The organism is Legionella parisiensis (assembly GCF_001467945.1).
Taxonomy (GTDB): domain Bacteria; phylum Pseudomonadota; class Gammaproteobacteria; order Legionellales; family Legionellaceae; genus Legionella; species Legionella parisiensis.
The window spans coordinates 91,047-112,322 of record NZ_LNYQ01000002.1; the positions used below are offsets into that span (position 1 = coordinate 91,047).

Here is a 21,276-nt window from a genome sequence, read left to right on the forward strand (position 1 = left end):
TTAGTCTGAATTGATTTTTAAGTTCAGTGTTACATAGATATCAGTAGGTAAGCAAACACACGGCGCATCCGTACATTTTATATACAATTGATCTGTTTTAACTCGATATAATGATAGCTAATGGGCGAATCTGTGGAGATAAATTATGAGCGCTTATGTTAAAAATTTTGATGAACATAAAGAAATCAAATCTTCACGTGACATTTGCAAATCATTAAAACCTGTTCCCACAGCGTATATGGACAATAAACATTGTGAGCATTGCTATCCCGAAAAACGTTCTCATTTTCGAAGAAAATTTTTTAATTTATTCCATTATTTTATATTCAATCCATTTATCTATCTTTTATCTAAACTCTTTCTCCTATCAGAGCAGGATTTTTTACGATTCAATAACCTATTAAATCAGTTGGTCATTAATATTTTCCAAAAAATAAAACTATATACCAAGACTCAGACCATTGATAGGAAACAATTCAATAACAGTGTCCTTGCATTTTGGGATGAAGCACAAAAAAGAGGGCTAGAGCTGTATAATTTTAAGGAATCTAACTTGCATACTCTGTATTTTAAGTTGGTCTACAATAGGAAAAAATATTATTTCATACAGACTCCAATCTCTCTTATTTCTCAAAAAAATACACGCTTTGATGAGGATACTAAATATGATAATAAATGGAGCCTCAAGAAAAAATTATTAGATAGCCAAATTCCCTGCCCCTTAGGGAGGGTTTTTATTTCCAGCAAAAACGCCTACAACTATGGTATCTCATTGGGATTTCCTCTTGTGGTTAAGCCACTATCTGAATCTCTAAGTATTCATACTTCATGTACTATTCAAACTCCAAATGAATTAAAAGAAGCGATAAAAATAGTAAAGCAGGTTGATTTTCGCGTGCTGGTTGAAAAACACATTCCTGGTGATGTTTATCGGTCATTAATTATTAATGATTCATTAATCGCTTGTGTGAGACGACAACCTGAGAGCATTGTTGGCGATGGTGTAACTACACTTCAAGAGTTAATTGATAAAAAAAATAAAGTTACGTGGAAAGAAGGACATGGTGAATATCCCTACAAAATTACTCGAAATAGCAACTTAATGAAAATTTTGGCAGCCCAAGGAGTTGCTCTTAATACGGTAATAAACAAAGGACAACAAATCTTTATTGCCAAAAAAGTTACTATGAGTAGTGGTGCAAAAATCAGTACTGTTATCGACCTGATACATCCTGAGAATAAACTGTTATTGGAAAAAGTACATAAAATACTCAATATACCGCTTACAGGTCTTGATTTTATTTGTCAGGACATTTCTCTTCCATGGCATAAGCAACAATTTGGAATTATTGAAAATAATAGCTTCCCTTACATTGAATTACATCTCAATCCATCTGATGGGAAAGGAATTAATGTAGCAGGTAAAATTTGGGATTATGTACTCGATGTTTTAAGTCGAAGAAACGAGCAACCCAATTAATGTACATTATATATACAATTGGGTTTTTTTAACTCGGTATAATAACAGATAAGTAAATCTTTATTCGGATGAAACCATTATGAACTTGCACTGGAGTATTCTCATGAAAAAAGACAAAGAACAACATCAGCCTGTCCTTGAATCCATAACGGCAGATGAACCCAAAACCTCCTCTATAGCATTAGCTTTACAACAATTTAGAAAGGAAGCAGAAAAAAAAGAGGCTGCTGAGGAAGGTGCAAAAGTACGCTGCGGGACTTGTTTTAAAGAAATCGCACCTAAGCGCCTTTGTTCCGGACATGGCGCAGGTGGTAGCGGAGGTGATAGTGCCACCTCTGATAAGAAGACATCTGAGGAAAAAGCGAGTCCTGGTGAAGTTAAATTCCTAACTAAACCTGGCAAAGCAGTTGGGTCTGAAGATGAATTGGTAGGCGTGTTTGGTTCAGAAGAACTTGATTTAGAGTCTGGTTTTGACCCAGAAATAATTGCGGAATTGATCGCCAAAGGATTATTGCTGGTTGATAGTGATCGCGTATCAATGACTCTTTCAATTAAATTACAATGTGAACCTAGTAAATTAACTGAAGAACAAAGAGAAGAATTAAAAAAATTCATGGAAGCGATTATAAAAGAATTCAATGAATTTAAAGAAGAAAATCATCTTTCTGATGATTGCATACAAATCCTTCAAGATGAGGAGGGAAGCATATGTTCTCTTCGCATTACCATGCCCACATTAGCTTTATACGATGCATTTATTCAACAGCTAGCAAATAATTTAGTGCCCGTACCCAGTCCGAAAGCACAAGAAAGAGATGAGGTAACGAAAGAGCAAGGCCTTACTGCAAGTCCACTTTCAAGAGAACCAAGACCGTCTAATAAAAATCAACTCTCCAAACAAGAAGCTAATGAGGAGATACATAATACATCTGAGGATGGGGAACAAGAAATTTTTAACCCATCTCCTTTTAATATGAAGCCATGGTAATAGAAGTAGGTGTTTATTGATTTTTGAAAATAACTTTAATTTCAAGGCCCCATTTTATTTCCAATAAGACAATTACGTAATTGGGAAATACCATTTCATGCTTTCTCAAGACTGAGCCCTTAAGTTTCGATATCTACAAGATCATTGAGGTCATTGGTTGCGTGTTAAACTGATACAGTGGATAGTTGATTTATAACGGATATTTCTTTTTATGGTTTTCTTATTTATCTGATTGAATGGTGTAGCTTTTTAGGCTATGATTGAAGCTTAGTTGGCTTCAACATAAAAATCATGTTTGATACTTCAATATTGTTTTCTGAATATCGGCGGCGTGTGCTGGCACTTTTATTGCTGCATCCTGATGAGCGTTATCATGTCCGAGAGATTGCGCGGTTAACGAATACCACAGCGGGTACACTTCATCGAGAACTATCCAAACTTGCTAAATCCAAAGTACTTCTGCGCGAGCAGAGCGGTAATCAAGTTTATTACCAAGCAAATCGAAATTTTCCTATTTATACGGAGCTTTCAAGCATTTTAAAGAAAACGTCTGGTTTGGTGGATGTGTTGTTTGATTTTTTAACTCCATTAGCTGAAAAAATTGAAGTAGCTTTTGTTTTTGGCTCGGTGGCCAAAGGAACCGAAAACCTTGGAAGTGATATTGATGTGCTTATTATTGGTGAGGTTGATTTTACAGAAGCAGTTGCAGCTCTTTATGCTGCCCAAGCGAGTTTAGGGAGAGAAATTAACCCCAAAATATATTCCAGGGAACAATGGAAGTCATCTTTACAAAAACAAGATCTTTTCATTCAGGAGGTTTTAAATAATCCCAAGCTATTTATTATGGGAGCTGAACATGACCTTGGATAATTTAATTGGCATCAGCCTGGAAAAAATACCACCTCACCCAGATACCATAAATCGGCTTTTGCATGCTGCTGAACGTAATATTGTGGATTCAAAAATTGACTTGGTTAGCGCGGAGAATCGCTTTGATGCTGCCTATAAAGCAATTATGCAAATAGCAAATGCAGCACTTCAATCTCATGGATATCGAACCTTGACTTCTAAACCAGGACATCATCAAACGATGATTCAGTTATTGCCTCAGACTTTAGGTATTGATAAAAAAACAGTGATTATATTGGATGCTATGCGTAAACAACGCAATATTGCAGATTATTCTGGCGATATTATTCCTGAGAGTGCAGTAATAACTTGTATTGCTCAAGCAGAAGCATTGTTAAAGGATTTTAAAAAATGGCTGAGTGTTAATGATGGAAAACAACAGTGATGTAAAGCAACAACTCAATGAATGTCTTGAGGTACTAACAAAGATTTTAGGCGCAGAGCTTTTGGGAGTTATCTTTATGGTTCTTATCTTATAGGTGGTTTGCAAAAATACAGTGACATTGATTTATTTGTTGTAACAAATCGTACCACAACGTCAAAAGAAAAGATGGAGTTGACTAACCATCTACTCCAAATATCAGGCATTTACATGAAAAGTACGAAGCCACCTATAGAAATGACCCTTGTGGAAAGGGTCGCAATTAATCCTTGGATTTATCCACCCCTTTTTGATTTCCAATATGGCGAATGGCTTCGCTCATCATTTGAAATGGGAAATTTTGAACCATGGTCTGATCGTGCAATGCCGGATCTTGCGCTGATTATCACGCAGGTCTTATTGAAGAGTCATACATTGATGGGGGAAAGCCCTAAGCAACTATTAGACCCGGTCCCATATAGCGACTTTATAAACGCGATGCTTCATGATCTTGATAGACTTTCAGCGGAACTTGAACAGGACACTCGAAATGTATTACTAACCTATGCACGGATTTGGAGTACATTAGAAACTAATGAGATTCGATCGAAACCTATAGCAGCAGATTGGGTGATTGATCGTCTACCTAAAATGTATCAGCCCGTGATGAACAGAGCGAAACACATATGCATTGGTTTGGAAGATGAATATTGGGATGATATTAATGTGCTTGTAAAACCCTGTGCTGATTTTATATTAAGTAGAATTATCGATCAAAAGTTATCAATAAATCTAAAAGATCCTTGCGCCTTAATAAGGCTAACCTAGATAGCGGGGCAGGAGATTATATTTGCCATTAGTATTATTTCAGTAAGGTTCATTCAGTCATTTCCAGGTATTCTGCTACATTGCTACACGATCATCAAATCATTCAAACCATCCAGATGAAATTATCTATGAAATCATAGAGTAATGCATTTTTTCTGTTACAAATTCGATCAATTATTTGTAGCAAAAAATTGCTACTATATTGCTACGCCATGCTACATTTCAAATGCTGAAAAAACACATCCCGAAATATACAAAAGAGGATGTCATGAGGAGTGGTCTGAGTTATCTGGTGTTGCTTATTTTTGTACGCCGCCATTTTTTGTAAAGAGTTCCTAATTTAAAATATTCTTATATAAAAAAGGAAAATGATAAAAAATGAAATAGCACGTGCATTTTATTTTTGGTTGCAATATGTAGCAAATAGTAGTGTCTATGTAGCATGGTTATTGCTACATATTTGTGGGGTATCTTGATGCAGGGATAGTGATATAATCCTTTTACACAGGCAACTTACAAGGCAATATAGATCTTTCATCAATAAGATGTAGCAAATGTAGCGATATATGGAAACCTCTCAGAGGTGATGCGCGATCAGCTAAATATTGAGTATCCATCAAAAGGGACATTGATAAACTAAGAAAAATTATTGATATCAGGATTATGAGTGAGAAAAAACATAAATTATTTAGGTTACAATAAAAATATATTCATCTTAATAATTGTATTGAGAAAAGAAAATACTATTCATTAATAGAACATGAAAGTTATCTGATAACAGAATGTAACTTAAAATTTATATGGTCAATAGCATGTCAACTAAGATTGAAACAGCTCGAATGATTTTGCGTTTAATTAACGAAGATGATTTAAAAGAGGTTGCTGAACTTAATTCTGATCCAGAAGTAAGGAAATTTTTTCCTGATGGAGTCCAAGACACAGATCAAACTGCGAAAAGAATAAAAGAATTCGTTAGTTTTTATAAAGAAAAAGGACTTCCTTGTTTTGTTATTTTTGATAATTCTTTAAAAGAGTTCATAGGACGTTGTGGATTTGGTCCAATTGAAACCGGAGAAATAGAAGTAGGTTATCTGTTGCATAAAAAATTTTGGGGGAAAGGATATGCTTCAGAGGCCTTGGAAGCACTATTGAAATGGGCTAGTACAAATATCGACTCAGAATATATTATTGCTTTTGCACCAGAAGGTCATATTGCGTCACAACGTGTTATGGAAAAGTGTGGTATGGAATATTACAAAGATGGGTATGGCCATGGTGTTATGTGCAAATTCTATCGTATGAAAAATAAATAGCATTATGCAGTACAAGAAATTGAGATTTACCAATAAGAGTTGATAGTTTATAGAACCTTATGGAATGTAAAAATATTGGATTCCTTCCTGCTAAAAGGTGGGGAAATGAAGAATAAAAATCGCAATGTAATTAAGGTATAATTTAATGGAATTAACACAGCAAAAACGGCTTCTATCGCATGTAATTTCTCCAGAAAAAATGGAACATATAATTCAAAAAATTACTGAGAGAATCAAATGCGAAGGAGATAAACCCTCGTTTTTGTTACTGAATTAATGTTTCATAAAAGAAGTAACAAAATGTCATTACAATAATAAATATGTATTTTTAAAAAATGACAAAAATTGATGTAATTACTAGTAGTTATGGGGAGTTATTCAAAAATGGCGTTTAGAATTAGGAATTTTATTGTTGGAGATGAAGTAGAAATTTATAAACTATTTCATGATGCAGTTCATTCTATTAACTCTAAAGATTATGATGAAGTGCAGCTAAATACATGGGCTCCGAAGGAAGCTGATTTGGAAAAATGGAGAGAGTCTTTAGAAAGAAATTATACTCTTGTGGCTGTAGAAGAACAAACAAACGTGATTGTTGGCTTTGCTGATTTAGAGAAAAATGGACATATTGACCGTGGATATGTTAATAAAGATTATCAAGCAAGAGGTGTTGGTCTTGCTCTTCTCAAAGCATTAGAACAAAAAGCTATTGAGTTAGGGATGAAAGAGCTATATGCGGATGTGAGCATCACGGCAAAGAAATTCTTGGAATTCAAAGGATATGTCACTGAAAAAGAACAAACTGTCTCTATAAACGGCGTAAAGTTTATTAATTATTTAATGAGGAAAAAACTATAAGCAAGTGATGGAAAAATGCAGATTCTTACCACCGCCGATGAGAGAAAAAAATATTTTTATTAATATTAATACTGACATGGTTAATTAAACTGAGATTTGATAACTTTTTACCAGGATCGGGGCCGTACCCCAACTTTAACCGATCATGTACGTAGTAGGTGTGGCGAAGTCAGAACACTTGGTGTTTCACCTCATTATAGAGGACAGGGTATTGGAAAGATCTTACTTCCCTATAGCTTAAATTATTTTTCAGATAAAAACTACCAAAACTGTTATCGGACTGTTGCGACACAAAATAATAGCGCGCTTCGTATCTATCAAAACCTTGGTTTTTCAATTGCAAAGCATTTTCAAGTTTACTGTTGGAAATTTCTTAACAATAGTTAAACCTCAGGTTTGGGGCTAGTCTAGCGAATTGTAAAAAGACCTAAAGAGAAATAGAAGTTTTTTAGTAAGTAATCGTTCATCATTGTTTATATCATCTCAACCCGAAACGCTTGATAAGAGGGTGATTCATAGGGATGAGCTTTCTTTAAGGCTGCAACAGCAGCTTTGATTTGCTCTTCAGTACAGATAATTTCTACTTTATATTCAGGCACTCTCTCAAGTTGATTGATTGTTCCAATAAAAGCATGGCTGCCAGGTAATGGCATAAACTGCCCCTCGCCTAATGTTTGCCACGCACAATGCTGATAATGATCCACACTTCCTGCCCCTGTATCAAAAATAGCATTTTTAACAATTTCTAAATGTGTTTCTGGAACACAAAAACAAAGCATGTACATGATATCACCTATGGGGAAATTAATTCTGTTTTCCAAGAGTTGCTTATCTTCGTATAACGAATTACCTCAGAAAAAGAAATGGAGCCGACTGTGTAAAAAATCCATGTTTTTGGGATGAAGCGGAAGCCAAAATAATCCTCACTCATAGGGATAGAAAGGCTTGCAAATTGATCACTCAATTCTTTTTTCCTTGTTTCCAATTGGCCTAAATCTTTAATGACAAGACCTGAAGTAGGGGCATAAGCAGAAAATCTTAATTGGCGTTCACGAGGAAGAGTTCTCCAAAAAGCTTCATTTTCTTCTTGGGAAATGGGTATTGCTGTTCCTTCTAAAATAACTTGTCGGCTCTGCATTGCAAATAAAAAATTTAAACAGGATTTAGGGTTATTTAATAATTCAGCAACCTTGCGTGTTTTTTGTTGAGTAAAAAATAATAGACTCTCGGTTTCAATTTCGCGAATGGCCACCACTCGACTATGAGGATCACCTAAGCTGCTACAAGTGCTTAAAACAGCACAGAAAGGATCCTCAATCCCTCGTTCTTTTTCCTTGTTCAACCATTCTTTTAGCATGTCAAAGGGCACAAATTTCTCCTGTTAATTGGTGTACTATGGTTAATGTATCAAGTTGAACTTATACTTTGAATGCACGAGGGTTCACTTCCACCATCGTTTTTGAACCTGATTTTACAATGCGTATTTGATTGTGTTCCACTAATAATTCAACTGCATGGTCGCGTTTTATTTTATCTCGCAACGGACTTAATTGTTGAATGGTTCGTAACGTTGTTGAACTAATATTCTTTTCAATAAACCAGCCCATAAGTTTTAGGGCATCGGAAAACTGCAAAGAAACGGTTTCGGTAGGCATAATTCGCCGTGCTTCTTGCAAATGCCAATTAATTATTTCAATAGCATTTTCGGTATGCTCTACACTAATATCCCCATCGCGTCCTTCAAAGAGATGAAAAAGTGCTGCAAGCCGCGCTGTATTTTCAGCCGCTTTTGATGCGAAATCAACGATATCGACCCACTGGCCTTGAGGTTTTAACCCTGCTTCTACCGCATTAAAAAATAAAATCCATTGTTGTTTTGCGGCCATACTCATTTTCAACAATGGAAGTTGAATACAACCTTGATGGCTTAATTGTTCTGACTGATTTAAGCAGGCAGTGACGCGTTGGTCATAATAGGTTAGAGAATGCAAAGAAGCAGGCGGTTCTTGGTAAAATCGATTTCCCATACTATTGGCAGGATAAGCCATGAGACAACGAGCTAAAAAACCGCTTTGTCGACTGATACCCGAAGCTTGCTTGGTAAGTTGTTGTAAGATAAGCGGTTGCATCATCAAGTTAAGTGTTAAGCGCCGATTTTCAATGGTAAATCCTTGCGTTGTTTTACGATGCGCGGTGAATGTCTTACCGTCCCACAAACGATTAAGCAAAGCTACAAAACGAGTCGGATTACCTTGCATGCTATGGCTACCTAAGATGATGCCTGCCTCATCAGACCAAAGGGAAGCGGAAGGCCAACCTTGAGCCAAATGAATGGCCAGTGCCTCTTGGGTCGCATCTTCAAAATAAAGAGTGGGTTGCAAAGGAATTTCCGGCTCTTGATGAATTAATTCATCAAGCATTTCTTTGGCATAATCAGAATCTTCCCCCGTATAAGTTGCACGTTTGATTTGAGAGAATAAACTATCTTTTTCCATTTGCCATACTTGATGTTGCGTTAGTGCTGATAACACTTCAGGCTCGCGCCTTTTACGAATCAATGTCTCCCAGTGACGCGCTGCTTTCGAAAAAACATTATCTGCAGCAGTTTTTCGGGTGCCAGAGCCGCTGGCAATTAAAAAATAAAGTGATACTGGACTAATTAAATAGTTGTCTCGCGCCACATTAGCAAGTGATTGGCATGATAGTGACATATTAGCCAAGGCGCTGCATGCAATCAAAGGCAGGGGTTGCTGTCCATATTGTTGATAGTCGATTACGGCTTTTCTTACAATTGGGGGAAGTGCCTCAACTGGATAAGGACAGTCAGGGGCTAAGATTGGAGAAAGTGGAATAGGTTGTCCCCATCCGACATTTTGGTGGACATTATTTTTGATCTCTAATTCATTCTGTTCAATAGTCATTGTGTTAGAAGATGAAGTTTTGGTTTCTGATTTTACCAGTAGCGTCTGTATGATGTAAAATTAGTGGCCTGGAATACAATATAGATGTCCTTTTATTATTGAGCATGAGATTTGAAGACGCTTTGATAAGTTTCTTTCCATTTTATCCTGGACAAAGTCGATTTTTTTGAGCAACCCAAACCGTTGCTTCTCCACACTCTGGGCCCCTAACGTTATGTACAAGGATTTTAAAATGGCACTCTAGAAGGATTTGAGTATATTCTTCGGAAGAAAGGGAGGCATGATATAAATCATATCCTCCATTATCACCCCAAACTTCTCCATACTCCGGTCCGGAAGTAAATATTAATAAACCATTTTGCTCCACTAAAGAGGCAAGGGATTTTAATGTTTTTCGTTGATCGTCATGAGGTAAGTGAAAGAAACTATGCCAGGCAATGACTGCATCGAATTTCTCTTGCAAATCTAAAGCCCTCATATCAGCAAGTAGCCATTTTGCATTTGGGAATCTTTTTTTGCATTGCTCAATCATTTTTTTACTTGCATCAATGCCTGTTACTTTATACCCTTGTTTCATTAAAAATTGGGCTATGGGTTCGCCCGTGCCACAGCCAACATCTAAAATAGTTCCTTTGGATGGAATCTGATTTTGTAGTAGTTCCAAATAAAATTGCTCCATTTTGAGCTCTTTATTGCGGTGACTATCAAACCACTCAGAAATTTCATCATAAATAAGGTAGACGTTGTTTTTATTTCTTTTCTTGATTGAGGGATTAGTTCGATATTTCAATTGAACAAAGCCACCGCCAATACATTTAGTTTCAATATGCTCCAGTTCGATGTCTTGTGCCAAAGGTCCAAATAACGAACGCCCAGAGCCGAGCAACACTGGTGCAATGGTTATTGTTAATTCATGTATTAAATGCGCGGCTATAAAATTCTGGACAGTTATACCGCCATCAATATAAAGATGTTTAAACCCTTCATCAGTTAAGCGCTTCACGAGCTCAATAGGTGTTTCGGAGGAGGTTGAAACATGTTTTAAATGAACAGGAATTTTTATGGGTTTGCTGCTCATCACTACAACTGGAAGCTCACCATAAGGCCAAGGATTAAATGATAATACTTTCTCAAAAGAATGCCTACCCATAATGAGTCCATCGACCGTAGATATGAACTCTTTATAACCACCATCCTCACCAGATGGCACAAGCTCATTTGCTTTGGTTAGCCAATCAATAGAACCATCATCTCTTGCAATAAAACCATTAAGACTTGTAGCAATAAAAACAGAACACTTAGCAAGCATAATCGTTTATCCTTTGTATACAGACTTATTGATTGAGTTCAGAGTCGATTCTTTTTGAAGTCAGATGAAGACTCTAGAAGTCCTAAACTTAAAGCTCCTGGAAAAACAGTATCATGATCCATATTATTTAGAACATTAAAAGCAGTGCTTAAATTCCTGTGAGGCTTGCTCATGATGGTTTCATTCAATAACTTTAAATCATCTATCATTTGGTAATCGCCTTTATTTTCTTGGTCGCCGATAATAAAGCAAACACGAGTATTTTCTTCAAGATTAAAATTTTGCTTTTTTTGAGCTGCTTTTAGCACCAAATGATTATCATACCAGAGAGAGGGGCTAACGATAATGTAACGATTAAATATTCCAGGATGGTGGACTAATAAATATACCCCAAATAATCCACCGTAAGAATGACCGACAAAAGTAGCGGTTTTATTAACTCTATATGTCTGGTGAAGATATGGAATAAGTTCTGAATGAATAAATCGATAAAATGATTCGGCACCACCCGAGTATTTTTGATATTCAGCTCCATATCCTCCTGATCCAACATAACTTGGTGTGTAATCTCTGGTTCTATTTTTCTTATACTCATTAGGATTTGCATAAGCTATCCCAACAATAATGGAGTCGTTGATTCTATTTCGGTCAGATAAATGCTCACTAATTTGTTTGGCTAATGCAAAGCTGTAATCAGCATCTAATAAGTAAATAGTTGGATAGTCTTTTTTGTTAGAATCATATTCTTTGGGGAGACTAATATATAAGTTATATTTGATTCCATTGATCTTTGAAGGAAACTCTTTGGTTAACGTATGATGTAAGCTAAATGTATTCGTGTATTTTTCCTCTAGCGGATTACTTTGTATCTTCGTCGATATGCTGGCTGCTGCCATAAGGCTTAAGGAAGATATTAAAATGAACAAGGTGAACATTTTTTTCATAAACTAGCCTCGCAAAGACTTTAAAATAAGAGCATTCATTTGTTTCTGAATTACCTCAGGCCCACGGTCACATAAATCAATATGTTTGGCTTCAGGTAGTGGAATAATTGTTATGGCTAATTGTTTTAACGACTCTTGAGAAGGCAGTACGCCTTCATCTGCCTTAGTATCATTTCCACGCAGCGATAAAATAGGTGTTAGCCCGGTACGTGGAAAAGGCATGCGCAAGCTATCCAATGATATAATTTTTTTCACAAATTGAGGATGGTTTCTTGCAAACAACATGGCAATATCACCACCATTCGAATGACCAATTAATGTCACTTTAGACAAGTTTAAACTGGGGTTGATCCGGCTAAGCTCTTTGATTACGTAAAGTATATTGGTACTTCCTCGTTCCCATAAGGGTTTGCGTCGCTCAAATAAATTGCCAGTTTGAGCTAATGGGGGATCTGATTTTAGATCATGCTGGATGCTTACAACAAAATAACCGTTTGCAGCAAGTGCATTGGCTAAGAATGAATATTCAGTATCGCGTACAGTGTATCCATGATTAATGATGGCAACGGGTAGTTTAATAATACCAGCATTTGCTTTCCCCTGTGATTCATTACTCACATAAATTTTAACTGGAATAAGTCGTTTGCGATCTTTATCATAAAATTTAATGGTCTTAGTTGAGATAAATGGATTGTTATCAGGCTCTGGATCCTGAGACCAATCAACCACTTTCCCGCGGGTAAAATCCCATCTATAAAGCCAAGAAACCCCAAAATGGGCATAGTAAGAATCAGCGGATAGATAGGCTTTATCCTGTAGTGCATCATCTAGGCTGATAAAATGATAACCGTATTCTTGGGCTATAGTTAAGAGTGATTCAATGGCTAATGAATTAACAAGATTGGCATGAAGTAGCCAAATCTGATTAATATTTCTACCAAACATTTGTTTAGATGCGCTTTCATAAAAGGCAAATTTAGCACGTGTATGTTTCAAGTAACTTTGAATGATTTTGTCTTTATTTTGAGGAAACTCATGTAATTGTTGGTTAAATTTCCAATCGTCAGTGTCTATAGTAACTGGAGCAACTAGGTATCCTTCATGTTTTAAAAACGACTCAAATTGAGAGCGAATCTTGAATGTTTCACCTGTATCAAGGTAGGGGTGCCTAAAGTAACGGTACTCTCTACCTGCACTTTGCATTAATTGTTTGGATATTTTAGAGCCATTAGTCACTTCGGCTTTAAATTGCTTGGTTGTGATGCTACTTAAGGACAGATGCGAATAAGTATGATTTCCCAAATCAAATCCGTTATCCACCCATAATTTTAGGAGATTTATTTTTTCTTGAGTTTCATTAGTGCGGTAGAGTTTCCCTTCATTCACAAATCCAATTGCAGGTACTCTATATTTGATAAGCGCATTTACTATTTGCTGATTTATTTGAGCTTGTTCCTCTATAGATTCTTCGATTGAAGCAGGTAAATCATCAAAAGTAATTGCTATTTCACTGGCGTAACCAAAAGCTTGATAGCAAAATAGGAATAGAGCTTGTGCTATTAATAAAGAAATGTTGGATTTCATGTATTATTTTTCCAATTCATTAATTAAGTAAAATAATTGATTCAGGGTCTCATTTTTCGCTCTGAAACTGGCGAAGGTTACATGTTTTTTACTATCTGCAATGTGTTTCGTAAAGGTAATCACACGACCATCTTTCTCAATCCAGCCGATGAACCATCCGTGTTGTAGTGATAGTTTTTGGCTTTTGTCTTTTGTTAACTGTCGACCATTCCCTGTTTTTCCATACAGTTTCCAACCACCCGCTAATTCTTGAATATATAGAATGTCTTTAGTCATAGTGAAAGCTTTGGGATTCACGGATAGTTTTTTATTGACTATTTTTTGCAGAAACTGAATTTGCTCACTTGGTGAGATGGCAAGCGAGCTTGATAGCCAGGAATGGGTTAATCCATTATTCTGACCTTTGTCGCCGGAAATATCCTGATTGCCATAGTGAAATGCATCAACATAATTCTTAAATCGAGTCATACCTAATTGTTGTGTTAGAACTTGTGAATACCAAACACAGGAATCTCTTATCCAGGTACGTGGATTATGAGGATATTTCCAAACATTAAGATAAAGTTCATATTCTTTTTTGTACGGCCATTCCGGATTGAGTGTGTCTTTTAATATTCCTGAATCAAAACCCATAAGACTCAAAGCAATTTTAAAGGTTGATTCTGGCGCAAAACGCTTATTGCAATCTTTACCCTCGTGCTTTAGCACAGTTTGATTTTCCTGTACCAAAAAGCAAGTACTTTGGGCCCAAATAGTTCCGCAATAAAATAGTGTCAACCATAGAAGTACGCTTAGTTTCTTCATAACAACTCCAACATCATGTGAATTTATATCGATATGGGTACGAGCTACACTGCTGTACCCACAGGTGATTTATAGCGTGGTATTACTTAGGCTATTTAGAGCAACCTTACGAAATACTGGAGCAGCCAATTCTCCACCGGAGGTTAAAGTCTTACCATTTTTTCTTGAATGACCGTCTTCTATTACAACCACCATGGCATAACGTGGCGCATCAACCGGTACAAAACCTGCAAACAAGGCAATATGCTCGCCTTCTGCAACATTAATATTTTCTGTAACAGTTCCTGTTTTACCCGCGACATGAACACCAGGAATCGCAGCAAGTTTTCCTGTGCCATTTATAACAACGTTCTCGAGGATATGATTTATTGAATTGGTTGTTGCTGCTGAAATGATAGGAGCCTCTTCTCCTTTGAATGGACGTCCAAAGTTTGCAAGAATGGCGTAGGATTTTGTTAATGAATCAATTGTGACCGGTATATTCTCCCCAAGAGAAACCATTGCAAGTTGCAAGTCATCACTTTGATTTGCTTGCCACCAAGTATTAATATCAAAACCAAATTCAGTGAGTTTTTTACGAATTACAGGTAGTCCAGTTTCTTGGGCGACTTTAATCATGCATACATTACTTGATCTTGCAACCGCTTGGGTCAATGAAGTAGGGCCTTGACTTACATAGTAATCTGTAAATGTTTTACCTTCTACGGAGTAAGGTGAGCGACAATCATATTTTTTGGTTTCAGAACTATTCCCAGCATCAATTGCTGCCGCCGCAATAAACGGTTTTATCGTAGAGCCAGGTGAAAAAACACGTGATTTCCAGCTATTCTGATTTTCATCATTACCGGACTCAGCAAAGGCAATGAGATTACCAGTTTGTGCATTGACGATTGCAATAACCCCCGATTTTGCATGATAGTTTTTTACCGCCATTTTAATTTCTTGCGCGGCAATTTGTTGCATTTTAGGATCTAAATGAGAGGTATCGATTTCTTGTGCCTTAGAACCGGTCAATGAACCGACTGCTGAATAGGCGACACAGATTGGTGCCAAAATAGAAACCCCCATAAATCCAACTGCTAACCATAATGATTTAGATGGTTTAAGTGGATAAGCTGATAACATTGAAATTCTCCTGATGATAAAAGTACAGTCTTCATTGTCTTTGCCCAAGGCCATACCTACCGTGCATGCAATTTCTAGGTCTGATGACAGAGAACATTGAGACACTGTCTGCACTACATGAAACAGACAGCTGCCATAGTCATGTGCCGAAATTTTTGGCTGGCCAACCAATACTTCATCACATGAACATTCTTGTAATTCGCTTAAAATACGACCCCATCGAATAACACCTGGATTACCCCAGAAAAGAATGCGCAGGGCTTCAATAAAATAGGCCCATAGACAATCACCATTACGATGATGTTGGCCCTCATGAGCAATGGCAATCTTCACATTTTTGGAGGAAGAAAATAGGGATACGGGTAATACGATATAAGCTTTGTTAAATAAAACGACGGAGAAAGGAATATGACAACGTCGAGAAACTTTAATGACCAATTTACCGGAAGTTCGATATGGAATTGCTTCAGCTAATAGTGCTCTTAAACTGCCCAAACTCAACAATACTTTATAACTGCGAAATAAGACGAGCAAACAAAATACGATATAAAAAATATGAAAATAACTCGTATTGCTTATTGAAAAAGAGGTTGCTGATTCAGGAGTCTCTTGGGAGTGTTTAGACTTTAAAATAGGTTGATTCACATACTCTTGCAAAGCATCAATGGATGCATAGTGATGCCGCTCCAATTTTTGATTGGTTTTAATACAATGAACCATTAATGGAGAAATCACACAGCTAATTAATAAAAAGCGAGCCAATTTGAGTTTAAATGATGGCTGATTTGAGAGCCAACGACCGCCAATAAACCATGAACTGACTAAAAGCAAGCAATGAATGCTCAATAAAATTTCCAGGAATAACATAATCATGCCTCTATTTTTTGTTCAGAGGTTACTAATTGTTTTAGTGCTTCCTCAATTGCTTGAATGTCATCATGTTGTAGCTTTTTGGCCATCAAGAGTCTTTGCACCAGTGCTACAGGTTCACCATCAAAAACATTAGTGACCATATGCTCAATGCACGTGCTTTCGTACTCAGCCTTGGTAACAATTGGGAGAAAAACATGGGCATAAGTATTTTTTTGGCATCCCAAAAATCCTTTTTGTTCAAGTACTTTTACTACAGTTGCCACAGTGGTATAAGCTAAAGGTCTTTCTTTGGGCAAATGTGAAACAATATCTTTAATGGTTACTTTATTAAGGCTCCAAATAATATTCATTAATTCAAGCTCTACCTCTGTAAGGAGGCGATCATGAGCAAAAGTGTTTTCCCCTCTTTTTATTGACATTTTTTCTCCAGAAACTAAGTAAAACATAATCTACTATATTTTTAGTAGATACTACTATAAAAATAGTAGCCTTGAAATAGTTTTGAAAGAAAATAAATTTGTTGAAGTTTTATTTAGTTAAGACATCTTATAGGGGCTCTGGGTGCAAACCCCAGAGCTCCTACTTAATGATCGACAAATTAAACGTATGCTGAACTATTGAATTGTGGTGGTTTGTACAAAACGCTGCGGTGCTTAGAACAGCCCTAAGTCAAAATGCTTTTGCTCTACCTCTTGTTGCCCTTTAGTAGCAACGCCTGTCGTTTTAATTTGTGTCTGCTCTTGTAAACGTGGGTTCATTTCTTGGGTGGGATTTTCTTTTAAACGCATATCAAGAGGCAATTCTTCTCGTATTGATAACCATTGCCCAATAGCACTTAGATCACCAACGATAGGCTCTGCAATTTCTCGAAAAACAGCGGGTCCATTCTCGCTATTAGTGAGACAAACAACTGCTTCATCAGTAGTAAGGTTGATCGCTGCTAAATTGCGTCCAGTTCCATTATCACCCCAATGAAAAGCGATACGGGTTCCATCGGTATTTTTCTGAATCCCAATTCCTAGACCCCAAGAGATTTGATCTAAAGTATCAGTAGAGACTCCTTGCTTCATTGCTTTAGTATCTTTATCTTTCAACGATGAAACAACCGGTTTAAACATTTCCCATCTAATATAGGGATCGTTAATACAGGCTTTTAGAAATTTTGCATAGTCAGAAGTCGTTGTATACAAGGATCCTGCCGGGTGAACCATATAAAATTTTTGCTTACGATTTACTGAGCCATCTTGATCATGGCCAATTGCTATTGTTGCAGCATGTTCTGGAGGATGACCAATAATTGTAGTCACAAGGGGTAACTCCCTTGCTTCAACAGGTATTGGCTTTGACCAAAAAAATGGTGGTATTTGAGCAAAGCGAGCTTTGATTTCTTGTAGGCTTTTTTCTTCAAGTTGGTTGGAATTTTTTTCAGTCATTTGTACGCTGCCGTCTACTGCCCTTTCAGCAACAAATAATTTATCCTTTTGTAGGATAATACTTAATTGACCATGTACATCTAAAGTATCTTTTAATAATTTTTTAATGCGTTCAGGAGTTGGTTCTTCCTCTTCATCTGGCAGTTTAATAAGACTGCAACCCGTTGGTGGCATGAAACTACTATCAGTCATACCTATCTTAGCAAACTCTTCTTGAGCTAAAGCTTCCAGTGATTTTGCAGTAATGTGTTCCACAATTTCACCTAGAAATTGATAAGCTACTCCTGAATAATCAAATTGTTTTCCTACTTCAGAGACATACTTTAGAGATTCTGGTGATGAAAATTCGTTAGGTAAGCCTGCTTGATGGGATAGGATCATACGGGCAGTTAATTTTTTATAATTTTTATCAGTTCGCATCTGTGGAGGACCAAAATCGCCGTATTCATGGAGTGGTTTGTCTAAATCAATGAGATCTTTTTGCGCTAGTTTCAATACAATATAAGCAAATACAGGTTTACTCAATGAAGCGGCTTCAAAAACAGTCGAACTAGTAACTTCTTCAGGTTTGCTGACATTAGTCACACCTACCTCTTCTGTAGTAACAACTCCGCGGTCAGAAATAATTGCTGTGGCAATACTTGGGATACTAGTTCTTTTTTGCAATTCACTTAAAGAACTTGTCCGTTCTTTAGATGGATTGGGTCTTGGAAGTGGATTGATGCCCCAATTATTAGTTTTACCCCCTAGCTCATCAATAGTTCTAGCAAAACCCCATTTTGGAAAAAAATAGTTCGAAGCCAGTTCTATTTGAATTGTCGAAGGGACAATTTGTTCCGCAAGAATATGTCCATTATGTGAATTAGCGAAAAATACCATGGCACTCTTATCCTTTAAATTGATTGCAACCCACGCTCTGCAATCATTCATGTCACCCGAATGATAGGCGGTAACAACCTCTTCTTTTTCATTGGTTTGTAACCCCCAACCTAAACCCCATGCAACATGGCTTAAAATGGAATCGCGTATCTTGTCTCTAGCAATTCCAATTGCTCCCGCCAAACCTCTATCGTGCGTCATGAAGGCATGCGGAATAAAAGGATTTTCAATCGAGCTGTCATGGCTTAGATGTTTGACAAACTGTGCATAATCTGATGCCGTAGTTCTTAGTGTATTGGCGGCACATGGTTTGGGTTCTTTACATCCATATTGTGAGACTACAGCTCCAATCAGCTCCGGATTGTTTGAAAGTTTACCTTTATCAGGTAACTGTTCAAGAATGCTTGAAACTACTCTTTCCGGAAAGGAGCGATTGACTATTTTTCCATTATCTAACCAATATGCTGTTAGTTGCTCATCTTCTTTTAGTATGACAATCTGACCAGGTTTCATTTCATCAAACAAGGGTTCTTTTTCAGCATGCAAAAGCGAGTGATAGGCCTTTAATGGCTCATAAGTGCTATGAGTCATGTCACAACGATCAAATACATGGTTTTTGGCCAATGTTTCTAGATTTGCTTCAGTCAATTTTTCAATCACTTGTTGTAAGTACACGATACCAACATTTGAGTATCCATGCATTTTTTCTTTAGAATCTTTTTCTTTAGGGTTAGGAATGAACTGAAACTTCATTTCACCATGAGCAAGGCCTGTTGTATGTGATAACACCATCCTTGCAGTGAGTGCTTTAGCACAGACAACAGCAGATTTGTCAGACATATCAAATTTCATTCCATCTATCTCAAATTCTTCTAATGGTAGAATATGAAAAAGAGGAGTATCTAAATCAAATTGACTCAGGTTGAATTTATCCAAATTAAATTTACCTGTCCCGCGCTTTGCTTGATTCGCCGCATTGGACTGCATCAATTTTTGTACTAAATAGGCAAATACGGGTTTGCTTAGCGAGGCTGCTCCAAAAACGGTTTCTGGTTGCACTTTTGTAGGTGGTGCAAGGCCTGTTAGAGTAGTTATTAATTCAGATTCTTGAGAATTGGCCAATTTATAAGTATCAGTACAACTTTCTCGTAACTTTTGATATGAGGATTGATTACTTTCATTTAACTGTATTTGATGAACGCTTTGTGTTGTTTGATTCACATAATAAAGTGTGTCGTCAAATAGAACTACAGCATCTTTAGTTCCTAATCCCAACTTATGAAAGGGATATTTGAGTGGATCAACAGGTATTGCAAAAAGGCCGCAACCATCTGTAAGCCCTTTTTCTTGAGTAGATATGATTCCATCACTGCTTATAAAGGCAATAGAAATTCCTGGAATTTGTGCTTTAGACATGACATCCAGCAAAAGTAATTCCGCCATTTTTGCATAAGACATACAATTGATCATAATAAAAACAAGTAAGTTAATTATACCCTATGCCGTAAAATTTATTCTCAATCAGTATTTTTTTACAAATTTTTAACATTGTCGGATGTTTAGATTAGCCGTTTTCTAGACGGAAAGAAGAACCTAAAATGGATTCCGTTGAGATTGGATCGGTAAAAACAAGACCGATCCAAAATTTATAGCTATTTTTTTACATGTTGTAAGCATCTACGATACTTTTGAGCCAAGTCTTTGCTTCTGGACTGACCTTTTCATCCTTCAAAGCAATATCACAAACAGCATATTTTCGTGAAGTTTCTTCGCCATACATATCATCTAATGCCTTATTCCAAAGCGTTAATATGTTGGAGTCTGGCGTTTTGCCTACTTGTTCAAGAATACCATAAAGCCTATGCTTCCAATAAGCGTCTAAAGCCTTCTCTAACCATGTCATAATCTCTGGTGTTAAACCAATTTCATCAAGACCTTTTCCTTCTCCAAATCCTTTTTCCCATTTTTTGGTTCTCAGATGGGCATATTTTTTACCGTATACGCTATTAACCCATTCCATGTAGTTTTTCCCTGTTTGGATACCTATAGTGGAATCAGGATCGTGTTTCATACTTTGTTTCAATTCATCTAAAAGTTGATGCCATTGTTTTTCAAACTCAGCCTTGTTATTTGTTTTCATTTCCTTTTCAAATGCTACGTATTGTTTGAGCTCATCAGGAGTAAATATTTCCTTAACCCAATCATGTTCAAGATGCTCTGCCATTTTATATACCTCAATCAGTTGTATAATGGTTTCCCATGGAATGGATTGATTGACATCAACAGAGTCTATAATGCTTCTTAAGGTTTTAGCTCCGGAAGTACATGCCAATGCTTTTTGTTCTAACACTTGAGCTTGGGCTTCAAAATGGTTTAGCGCGTGACGTTCTTCAGAGAGCAAGGTTTTGATTTGTGATAGCTCAAAACCAAAAAACTTTAAAGCAATAATCTGTTGTAATTTCAATAAATCCTTCTCGGAGTAAATACGATACCCATTGGACTGTCGTAATGAAGGTTTAAGTAAACCAATGCGATCATAATGATGCAATGTTTGCACCGAAACACCAGTTAATTTGCTTAAGTCTTTTACGAACCATTGAGTCATAGTATTACCTCCTTAAGAACAAAGGTAAGATATATAGTAACAATAGGGTCAAGCGGTTTTTT

Annotated in this window: 19 protein-coding genes; 8 read left to right on the forward strand and 11 right to left on the reverse strand. The window is 36.7% G+C overall.

The window, feature by feature from the left end:
- Positions 1-145: 145 nt before the first annotated feature.
- The 8 genes from Lpar_RS00575 (at position 146) to Lpar_RS19630 (ending at position 7,124) form a co-directional block, all read left to right on the forward strand.
- Positions 146-1,480, forward strand: coding sequence for a hypothetical protein (locus tag Lpar_RS00575; protein WP_014845062.1), 1,335 nt, complete (start codon positions 146-148; stop codon positions 1,478-1,480).
- A 103-nt stretch (positions 1,481-1,583) separates the two neighbouring features.
- On the forward strand, positions 1,584-2,468 hold the full coding sequence (locus Lpar_RS00580) for a hypothetical protein (protein ID WP_014845063.1): 885 nt from the start codon (positions 1,584-1,586) through the stop codon (positions 2,466-2,468).
- Between the two features lie 291 nt (positions 2,469-2,759).
- On the forward strand, positions 2,760-3,338 hold the full coding sequence (locus Lpar_RS00585; RefSeq protein ID WP_014845064.1) for a nucleotidyltransferase domain-containing protein: 579 nt from the start codon (positions 2,760-2,762) through the stop codon (positions 3,336-3,338).
- The gene (locus tag Lpar_RS00590; protein ID WP_019350461.1) at positions 3,325-3,762 is read left to right on the forward strand and encodes a DNA-binding protein; all 438 of its coding nucleotides are present in this window, start codon (positions 3,325-3,327) and stop codon (positions 3,760-3,762) included. Before Lpar_RS00585 ends, Lpar_RS00590 begins: the two co-directional genes overlap by 14 nt.
- 207 nt (positions 3,763-3,969) lie before the next feature.
- On the forward strand, positions 3,970-4,566 hold the full coding sequence (locus Lpar_RS00595; protein WP_019350459.1) for an aminoglycoside adenylyltransferase domain-containing protein: 597 nt from the start codon (positions 3,970-3,972) through the stop codon (positions 4,564-4,566).
- Positions 4,567-5,378: 812 nt separating this feature from the next.
- Complete coding sequence (locus Lpar_RS00600) at positions 5,379-5,879, forward strand: GNAT family N-acetyltransferase (RefSeq protein ID WP_014845068.1); 501 nt, start codon at positions 5,379-5,381, stop codon at positions 5,877-5,879.
- Between the two features lie 384 nt (positions 5,880-6,263).
- A complete protein-coding gene (locus Lpar_RS00605) occupies positions 6,264-6,737 on the forward strand; it encodes a GNAT family N-acetyltransferase (protein ID WP_014845069.1) in 474 nt (157 codons plus the stop codon).
- Between the two features lie 96 nt (positions 6,738-6,833).
- A complete protein-coding gene (locus tag Lpar_RS19630; protein ID WP_076547508.1) occupies positions 6,834-7,124 on the forward strand; it encodes a GNAT family N-acetyltransferase in 291 nt (96 codons plus the stop codon).
- 86 nt (positions 7,125-7,210) lie between these two features.
- Here the strand turns inward: Lpar_RS19630 and Lpar_RS00610 are convergent, their stop codons facing one another.
- The 11 genes from Lpar_RS00610 to Lpar_RS00665 all read right to left on the reverse strand — a co-directional run bounded on the left by Lpar_RS00610 (position 7,211) and on the right by Lpar_RS00665 (position 21,214).
- Positions 7,211-7,522, reverse strand: coding sequence for a YqfO family protein (locus Lpar_RS00610; protein ID WP_019350456.1), 312 nt, complete (start codon positions 7,520-7,522; stop codon positions 7,211-7,213).
- Positions 7,523-7,530: 8 nt separating this feature from the next.
- The gene (locus Lpar_RS00615; protein WP_014845071.1) at positions 7,531-8,106 is read right to left on the reverse strand and encodes a pyridoxamine 5'-phosphate oxidase family protein; all 576 of its coding nucleotides are present in this window, start codon (positions 8,104-8,106) and stop codon (positions 7,531-7,533) included.
- A gap of 49 nt (positions 8,107-8,155) precedes the next feature.
- Positions 8,156-9,658: a YfjI family protein gene (locus tag Lpar_RS00620; protein ID WP_014845072.1), complete on the reverse strand. Its 1,503-nt coding sequence runs from the start codon at positions 9,656-9,658 to the stop codon at positions 8,156-8,158.
- A 142-nt stretch (positions 9,659-9,800) separates the two neighbouring features.
- Positions 9,801-10,967 (reverse strand): methyltransferase domain-containing protein, encoded by a 1,167-nt coding sequence (locus Lpar_RS18360; protein WP_014845073.1) that lies wholly within the window; start codon positions 10,965-10,967, stop codon positions 9,801-9,803.
- Between the two features lie 38 nt (positions 10,968-11,005).
- Positions 11,006-11,911 carry an alpha/beta hydrolase gene (locus tag Lpar_RS00635; RefSeq protein ID WP_014845074.1) on the reverse strand — a complete coding sequence of 302 codons (906 nt, stop codon included), beginning with the start codon at positions 11,909-11,911 and terminating at the stop codon, positions 11,006-11,008.
- A gap of 3 nt (positions 11,912-11,914) precedes the next feature.
- Positions 11,915-13,495 (reverse strand): alpha/beta fold hydrolase, encoded by a 1,581-nt coding sequence (locus Lpar_RS00640; RefSeq protein WP_014845075.1) that lies wholly within the window; start codon positions 13,493-13,495, stop codon positions 11,915-11,917.
- Between the two features lie 3 nt (positions 13,496-13,498).
- Positions 13,499-14,299, reverse strand: coding sequence for an oxacillin-hydrolyzing class D beta-lactamase OXA-29 (locus tag Lpar_RS00645; protein WP_014845076.1), 801 nt, complete (start codon positions 14,297-14,299; stop codon positions 13,499-13,501).
- Positions 14,300-14,368: 69 nt separating this feature from the next.
- The gene (locus Lpar_RS00650; RefSeq protein WP_019350454.1) at positions 14,369-16,291 is read right to left on the reverse strand and encodes a M56 family metallopeptidase; all 1,923 of its coding nucleotides are present in this window, start codon (positions 16,289-16,291) and stop codon (positions 14,369-14,371) included.
- A 2-nt stretch (positions 16,292-16,293) separates the two neighbouring features.
- A complete protein-coding gene (locus tag Lpar_RS00655) occupies positions 16,294-16,716 on the reverse strand; it encodes a BlaI/MecI/CopY family transcriptional regulator (protein WP_014845078.1) in 423 nt (140 codons plus the stop codon).
- A gap of 234 nt (positions 16,717-16,950) precedes the next feature.
- Positions 16,951-20,067 (reverse strand): serine hydrolase domain-containing protein, encoded by a 3,117-nt coding sequence (locus tag Lpar_RS00660; protein WP_014845079.1) that lies wholly within the window; start codon positions 20,065-20,067, stop codon positions 16,951-16,953.
- 202 nt (positions 20,068-20,269) lie between these two features.
- Positions 20,270-21,214: a MerR family transcriptional regulator gene (locus tag Lpar_RS00665; RefSeq protein ID WP_014845080.1), complete on the reverse strand. Its 945-nt coding sequence runs from the start codon at positions 21,212-21,214 to the stop codon at positions 20,270-20,272.
- Between the last annotated feature and the right edge of the window lie 62 nt (positions 21,215-21,276).

What these genes read in the sequence shown, in the direction of transcription:
- Lpar_RS00575 (WP_014845062.1), top strand. Translation starts at nt 146, where the DNA reads ATGAGCGCTTATGTTAAAAATTTTGATGAACATAAAGAAATCAAATCT.
- Lpar_RS00580 (WP_014845063.1), top strand. Translation starts at nt 1,584, where the DNA reads ATGAAAAAAGACAAAGAACAACATCAGCCTGTCCTTGAATCCATAACG.
- Lpar_RS00585 (WP_014845064.1), top strand. Translation starts at nt 2,760, where the DNA reads ATGTTTGATACTTCAATATTGTTTTCTGAATATCGGCGGCGTGTGCTG.
- Lpar_RS00590 (WP_019350461.1), top strand. Translation starts at nt 3,325, where the DNA reads ATGACCTTGGATAATTTAATTGGCATCAGCCTGGAAAAAATACCACCT.
- Lpar_RS00595 (WP_019350459.1), top strand. Translation starts at nt 3,970, where the DNA reads ATGAAAAGTACGAAGCCACCTATAGAAATGACCCTTGTGGAAAGGGTC.
- Lpar_RS00600 (WP_014845068.1), top strand. Translation starts at nt 5,379, where the DNA reads ATGTCAACTAAGATTGAAACAGCTCGAATGATTTTGCGTTTAATTAAC.
- Lpar_RS00605 (WP_014845069.1), top strand. Translation starts at nt 6,264, where the DNA reads ATGGCGTTTAGAATTAGGAATTTTATTGTTGGAGATGAAGTAGAAATT.
- Lpar_RS00610 (WP_019350456.1), bottom strand. Translation starts at nt 7,522, where the DNA reads ATGTACATGCTTTGTTTTTGTGTTCCAGAAACACATTTAGAAATTGTT.
- Lpar_RS00620 (WP_014845072.1), bottom strand. Translation starts at nt 9,658, where the DNA reads ATGACTATTGAACAGAATGAATTAGAGATCAAAAATAATGTCCACCAA.
- Lpar_RS18360 (WP_014845073.1), bottom strand. Translation starts at nt 10,967, where the DNA reads ATGCTTGCTAAGTGTTCTGTTTTTATTGCTACAAGTCTTAATGGTTTT.
- Lpar_RS00635 (WP_014845074.1), bottom strand. Translation starts at nt 11,911, where the DNA reads ATGAAAAAAATGTTCACCTTGTTCATTTTAATATCTTCCTTAAGCCTT.
- Lpar_RS00640 (WP_014845075.1), bottom strand. Translation starts at nt 13,495, where the DNA reads ATGAAATCCAACATTTCTTTATTAATAGCACAAGCTCTATTCCTATTT.
- Lpar_RS00645 (WP_014845076.1), bottom strand. Translation starts at nt 14,299, where the DNA reads ATGAAGAAACTAAGCGTACTTCTATGGTTGACACTATTTTATTGCGGA.
- Lpar_RS00650 (WP_019350454.1), bottom strand. Translation starts at nt 16,291, where the DNA reads ATGTTATTCCTGGAAATTTTATTGAGCATTCATTGCTTGCTTTTAGTC.
- Lpar_RS00655 (WP_014845078.1), bottom strand. Translation starts at nt 16,716, where the DNA reads ATGTCAATAAAAAGAGGGGAAAACACTTTTGCTCATGATCGCCTCCTT.
- Lpar_RS00660 (WP_014845079.1), bottom strand. Translation starts at nt 20,067, where the DNA reads ATGTCTTATGCAAAAATGGCGGAATTACTTTTGCTGGATGTCATGTCT.
- Lpar_RS00665 (WP_014845080.1), bottom strand. Translation starts at nt 21,214, where the DNA reads ATGACTCAATGGTTCGTAAAAGACTTAAGCAAATTAACTGGTGTTTCG.